Genomic DNA, 5796 nt, shown 5'->3' on the forward strand with positions numbered 1-5796 from the left:
CACCCATCCGTGATACCTTTACTATGCTATTTACATATTTTTCGTAAAAAGTCAGATTGCTATACTGACAGGCTCTAAGACAGTCGCCAGCTTTTTTTTGTGGCCGCTGGTACTATCGGAGCATGACTGACCGCAAGATCGTCCTGGCCTTCGGCACCCGCCCCGAGGCGACCAAGATGGCCCCCGTCTACAGTGCGCTCCAACGCTTTCCCGGCCTGACCCCGCTGATCCTTTCGACCGGGCAGCAGCGCCAGATGCTCGACGCCGCGCTGAAGGTCTTTGGTCTGACGCCCGATGAAGACCTCGACGTGATGACCGAGCGTCAGACGCTCGCTGACCTCACGGGCCGCATCGTGCCGCGCAGTGGCCGACTGCTGAGTGAAATGGGGGCCGACATGGTGCTGGTTCACGGCGATACCTCGACCTCATTTTGCGTGGCGCTCTCGGCCTTTTATGAGGGCATTCCGGTGGGTCACGTCGAGGCGGGGCTGCGTTCGGGCAACCTGCGTGAGCCGTTTCCGGAAGAAGCCAACCGCCGCCTAACCGGGGTGCTGTCGGCGCTGGACTTTGCCCCGACTCCGGGCAGCAAGGCCAACCTGCTGCGCGAGGGCAAGTCGGAGGCGGGCATTGTGGTAACCGGACAGACAGCAGTAGACGCCGTGCGCGACGTGGCGGGCCGCGTGCCGCTGCGCCCGGAGTGGCAAGAGCGCCTGGACGCCGGGCAACAACTGGTCACGGTGACCATGCACCGCCGCGAGAACCAGCCGATGATGCGCGAGATGGCGCGGGCGCTGGGCCGCGTGGCCGCCAGATTCCCTGAGCTGCATTTTATCTACCCGGTGCATCTGTCGCCCGCCGTGCAGGAAGCGGTTCGCCCCGCGCTGGGTAAGGTGGCTAATTTCGAGCTGACCGAGCCGCTGGACTACAGCGAGATGGCGCCGTTGATGGCGGCCTCCAAGCTGCTTGCCACCGATTCGGGTGGCCTTCAGGAGGAGGGGGCGGCGCTTGGCGTGCCGGTGGCCGTGCTGCGGAACGTGACCGAGCGCCCGGAAGGGGTCGAGGCCGGGGTGCTGAAACTGGTGGGCAACGACCCCGCGCAGCTGGAACAGGTATTGACCAACTTGCTGGGTAACGAGGGCGAGCTGACTGGGATGCGCTCTGCTCAAAATCCGTATGGCGACGGCAAAGCCGCCGACCGGATCGCCCAGGCGGTCGCGTGGCACTTCGGTCTGGCCGGGCGCCCCGCAGACTGGTCGCCCACTTCCTGAACTGTTGTTCGGGCGCTCTTGCCCTATGCTGGAGCGAACGTGAACAGTTGTTTTCCCTTTGCGGTCGTCCTTAATACTGCTGCTGGACGGGGCCTTGCCCAGCGGCAGTGGCCGCGCCTGGCCGCCGAGTTGCAGGCACGCGGCTTACCCTATGAACTGCTAAACGCCTCCAGCGCCCAGCAAGCTCTGGCCCAGGTTCAGGCCCTGGCGCCCGGCAGACCCGTGTTGGTCGGCGGCGGCGATGGCACGGTGGCTGCCATTTTGCCCGCGCTGATCGCGGGGCACCACCCGCTGGCGGTGGTTCCGCTGGGCAGCGGCAACGACTTCGCCGGAATGCTGGGCCTGAAGCCTGGAGACTTTACCCAGGCGCTCGACCGGCTGCGCTTTCAGCCACGGCAAGTAGACGCGCTGGAGGTTCAGGTTGTGCCAGGTGAACACGCTGAGCAGGGTGGACACGTTGGGCAGGGTGGACACGTTGGGCAGGGTGGACACGTTGGGCAGGGCGAGCAGGCCGGGTCACAAAAAGTTCTGCTTAACGGCCTGGGCATGGGCTTCGATGCCCAGTTGACCAACACGATGCAGTATGCGCCCGGATTTCTTACGGGCTTCTGGCACTACACCTGGGGCGCGGCGGCTTCTGTGCGGCATCTGGAACTGGTTCAGGTCGAAGTGGAGGTCGACGGGCAGCGGCTTTATCACGGCCCCAGCGCCATTGCCGCCGTCATGAACGGCACGCGCTACGGCAGCGGCTTTCTGATCAGCCCCCGGTCGGATGCCCAGGACGGTCTGCTGAATGTGGTCTGGAGTCTGGCGGTCAACCGGCCCCAGCTGATCGGTCTAATGGCCCGCGTGTTGCCGGGGCGTCACCTGGGCCACCCGCTGGTGCGCCACGCCAGGGGCCGCGAGGTTCGGCTGCGCTGGTCCAGCCCAGTGTTTACTCACCTCGACGGCGACGTGTGTGGCCGGGCCAGCGTGGTGGTGGCGCGGGTGCTGCCGGGGGCGGTCTGCCTGCTCAACGGATAACCGGGACTGGGCGTCCTTCTCCGAGAGTCGGAAAGGCTCGGTGTTTGCTTCCTACTTGTACAACGCGTCTTTAAGGCGATTCTAGCGGCGCTGGCCCCAGTCGCGCCAATGGGCAGGCGTGCGCTCAGTCTAAAGGCAAGTAAACCAAAAAAGCCCCTGCCGGAAGGGGGCAGGGACTCGGGCGAAAAAGGTTCAGGAGAACTGCTCTTTCTTGTTCACTCGTTCCACTCGGCAAAAAGATGGTGCTCTTTTGACCATCTTTTTGCAAAATGTTCTAGGACTCCGGTTGAACAGAAGGCAGTCCGTCTTACTTCAGCTTGGCGAGCATGGCCTGAGCCACGGCCTGATCGTGCTTGGCCCAGTAGGTTTCGGCAGGCAGAGCGATGGCTTTTTGCAGCTGGCTACGGGCCTCGGTTTTATTGCCCTGCACAAGTAGCGCGTTAGCGTATTCGAGGTGGTGCCTGTTCACGTTGGGTTCGAGCTTGAACGCCTTCTCGAAGTTGGAGGCCACGTTCGCCTTGTTCGCTCCGGTTTGCTGGGCGGCGATTGAACCCTTAAGGCCCCCGGTGTCCAGGCTGGCATTCCACAGCCCCAGGCCGACATAAGCGCCTGCCAGGTTGGGGTCGAGCGAGACGGCCTTATCCAGATTGACCTTCATGTCCTTCGCCATGCCGAGGCTCTGGAACACCCCGGCGTACTGCGCCAGGCGGCCCTGGGCGCGGGCCAGCTCGAAATAGGCGTCGGCATTGTTGGGGTCCAGGCTGATCGCTTTTTTGGCGTAGTCCTGCGCCTTGTTGAACAGTGGCTTACGGGCGTCCAGCGCGGTGACGCTGGCTCCCATGGTGTTGGCCTGGGCGGCCAGGGCGTACCCGGCACTGGTGTTCAGGGCTGCGCCAGCCGCAGCGGCTTCTTGCCAGCGTCCCTGGTCCAGCAGGCTCTGGGCGGCCTGCTGCGACTGGGCAAAGGCGGCGGTCGTCAAAGCCAGGGTCAAGGTCATCATCATTTTGCGCATAGGGTGTCCTCCAGGACTGGTCATAGGTTTGACCGTGTTGAATTTGAATTAAAATCTGAACCGAGTATACACAGTCCGTCCAGAGATAGCTGAAGAAAGAGTCGGGTACGCTTTTCTGAGATAATTATGAACCAAGTTTAATTTATACCTTCACCTCTCAGAGTGCGGCGGTGTGACGCTCAGCGGAAAGACTCCGGTGAACAGGCGCGGCCACGCGAGGCGCGGTGTACCTAGCTGAAGCTGTAAGCCAGTCGGTGCAAAATGCCTTTGCCAGAGCTGCTCGGCGGCGACCACCATCAGTTCACGCAGCCTGACTTCGGCGGGTTCGCGCTGCTCGCCCAGGTCAAAGGGGCTGGGGCGCTCCAGACTGGCGCGCACCTGGGGCCGGATCAATGTCTGGTACAGCGCGTCATCTACCATGCGTGAAAACACGGCCTCGGCCTGCTTAGCGTGTTCAGTGACCAGCCCCGCCAGTGCTCCGAACGCCACTGCCGACCCCAGGGTATTGCCCGCCGTATTCCAGGCGCTGTAGCCCGCCAGCCTGTGCAGGGGCACGCGCTCCAGCAGCTTCCACAACCGCTTTTCGGCCCCGTTGGGGTAGGCGATATCGGCCAGCGAGACGGCCCGGCCCACGTTCAGGTCGGCCAGCAGACCGTCCACGAAGGCGGGCAGGTGGCGGCCAGGGGTGTCCACGGTCGCCGAATCGGGCTGAACGTTGCCCTGATGTCGGCCCGGCGTATTGACGGCCAGTATAAAGTCGGCGTCCTGCACACTGTCGGCCAGCACACAGCCCGCCGCCCGCAAGTGCGCTTTGATCAGTTCCCCGGCGGGGCGGTCTTCGTAGATCAGGCCCGCCGCCGCCCCCAGCGTGCCGCTGTAACGCACCCAGGCGCGGGCCGGTGGCAGACCCTCGCGCAGCGCCCGCGTGACCAGGGCGCAGGGCACCTCGTCGGCTCCGGGGTAGCTGTCAAAGCTGGCCCAGACGCCCAGTTCGTCGGCGCGGGCTTCGAGTATCCGGCGGTCGTAGGCGGCCAGGCCATACTCGCTGGTGTCGTCCAGGGTCACGCACAGGTGGGTCAGTAGGCCGCCCTGCTCATTGTGTGGGGCCAGCAGCCGCCAGATGCAGGGCGCGGCTGCGTTCGCGGGTGCCCAGCCAGTCGGCTAGAATGTCGGCGGGTAGAGCAGCGTGGGCCGCTTCGAGTGCCGGAAGTTCCGCCGCGCCGTAGCGGGCCTGTCGGTCGAACGCCGTACTGTAGGCCCGCAGCTCGCGGCCCCAGTCGCCGTAGTACGGTTTTTCCTCGTGTGGGTCGTTGTCATGGGCGACCCGCACGACCACCCCGAAGGCGTAGATTCGCAGGTCGGGACGCGCTTCTTTGATATCCCGCAGCACGTTCAGACGTTCCAGGGCCGTCTCCAGCGAGTCTGGCACGCGCCGCGCCGGAATCATGCCGCCCAGGCACAGGGTTTCCAGGCAGACGATTAGGGCGTCGGCTGTGGCCGCCTCTTCGAGAAGCCAGCTTCTGAGCTGCGCGGTGTCGCCGGGAGTAAAAAAATGGGGCAGGGCTTCGGCGGGGGGGGTGGCGACCGTGGCCCCGGTCATTTTGGCCAGCTGCACGGGAAGGTCTAGCGTTGGGGGGCGGGTGTCGGGGGGAATAAGGAGGACGTGGCGCACAGGGGTATTTTGGCAGGCTGACGGGGCTTTGAAAGGCTGGGCAAAGTCATAGGGATTCCGACGCACTTCTCTGGGAGCAGCAAAATGCACCGCCGCCACGCCACCGATGCCAAACGCGTCGCACGCGGGTACGGACGATCTGCGGCGTCATAGGCGGCCTCCCAGGCGGCGCATTTCGGTCTGCAACTCGCTGACGTCTATGGCCCGCACGTCTCCGCCATACCGCGCCGCAGCCCAGGCCGCCGCAATCCCCGCCGCCTCGCCCATCGTGTGGCAGTTTTGCTGCACGCGGACGCTCGACTGCGCCTCGAAGGTGCTGCTGGCCGCCCGCCCCGGCACCAGCAGATTGCTCACGCCCTGGGGCACGATGCAGCGGTAAGGCAGGTCGTGCCAGGCGTCTTTGGCAAAGTATGGGGCCTCGCCGCCCGTCTCGTGGAGCAGTTTTGCGCCGCCCTTGACACTGTGAATATCCACCGGGTAGTGGTTGCGGCAAATGCTGTCTGGAAATTTGGCCGCGCTCAGAATGTCCTCTGCGCTCAGGGTGTAGTCCCCGACGATACGGCGCGACTCGCGGACGCCCACCATCGGGGCGACCACGCCGATAAAAGCGTTCTCGCAGCCGGGCAAAAACTGGCGGCAAAAGCGGGTCAGGCGCTCGATGCCCGCGCGTCCGTCGGTCTGCGCCGCCGACAGCTGCCACGGGTCGGTGCCGTCGTGCAGCTCGGCCCGAATGCGCGGGCAGTTGGTAACTGCTCAGCAGGGGGACTTGCGAAGCGGAAAGGGGTAGAGTAGGGACATTACGCAAAAGATCTGTCCCAACT

Annotated in this window: 6 protein-coding genes; 2 read left to right on the forward strand and 4 right to left on the reverse strand. The window is 64.5% G+C overall.

What is annotated here, in order from left to right; translation table 11 throughout:
* Window positions 1-122: 122 nt before the first annotated feature.
* Both wecB and QZ269_RS11485 read left to right on the forward strand, forming a co-directional pair.
* The gene (gene wecB / locus QZ269_RS11480; RefSeq protein ID WP_291426842.1) at window positions 123-1268 is read left to right on the forward strand and encodes a non-hydrolyzing UDP-N-acetylglucosamine 2-epimerase; all 1146 of its coding nucleotides are present in this window, start codon (window positions 123-125) and stop codon (window positions 1266-1268) included.
* Between the two features lie 39 nt (window positions 1269-1307).
* The gene (locus tag QZ269_RS11485; RefSeq protein ID WP_291426843.1) at window positions 1308-2291 is read left to right on the forward strand and encodes a diacylglycerol kinase family protein; all 984 of its coding nucleotides are present in this window, start codon (window positions 1308-1310) and stop codon (window positions 2289-2291) included.
* A gap of 307 nt (window positions 2292-2598) precedes the next feature.
* Here the strand turns inward: QZ269_RS11485 and QZ269_RS11490 are convergent, their stop codons facing one another.
* From QZ269_RS11490 to QZ269_RS11505, 4 genes are all read right to left on the reverse strand, one after another.
* On the reverse strand, window positions 2599-3303 hold the full coding sequence (locus QZ269_RS11490) for a tetratricopeptide repeat protein (RefSeq protein ID WP_291426844.1): 705 nt from the start codon (window positions 3301-3303) through the stop codon (window positions 2599-2601).
* 150 nt (window positions 3304-3453) lie between these two features.
* Window positions 3454-4368 (reverse strand): DUF4127 family protein, encoded by a 915-nt coding sequence (locus QZ269_RS11495; RefSeq protein WP_291426845.1) that lies wholly within the window; start codon window positions 4366-4368, stop codon window positions 3454-3456.
* Between the two features lie 28 nt (window positions 4369-4396).
* Entirely contained in the window at window positions 4397-4975 is a 579-nt protein-coding gene (locus QZ269_RS11500; protein WP_291426846.1) for a DUF4127 family protein, read from the reverse strand.
* 147 nt (window positions 4976-5122) lie between these two features.
* Window positions 5123-5707 carry an FAD-dependent oxidoreductase gene (locus QZ269_RS11505; protein ID WP_291426847.1) on the reverse strand — a complete coding sequence of 195 codons (585 nt, stop codon included), beginning with the start codon at window positions 5705-5707 and terminating at the stop codon, window positions 5123-5125.
* Window positions 5708-5796: the final 89 nt, after the last annotated feature.

The organism is Deinococcus sp. (assembly GCF_018260405.1).
Classification (GTDB): domain Bacteria; phylum Deinococcota; class Deinococci; order Deinococcales; family Deinococcaceae; genus Deinococcus.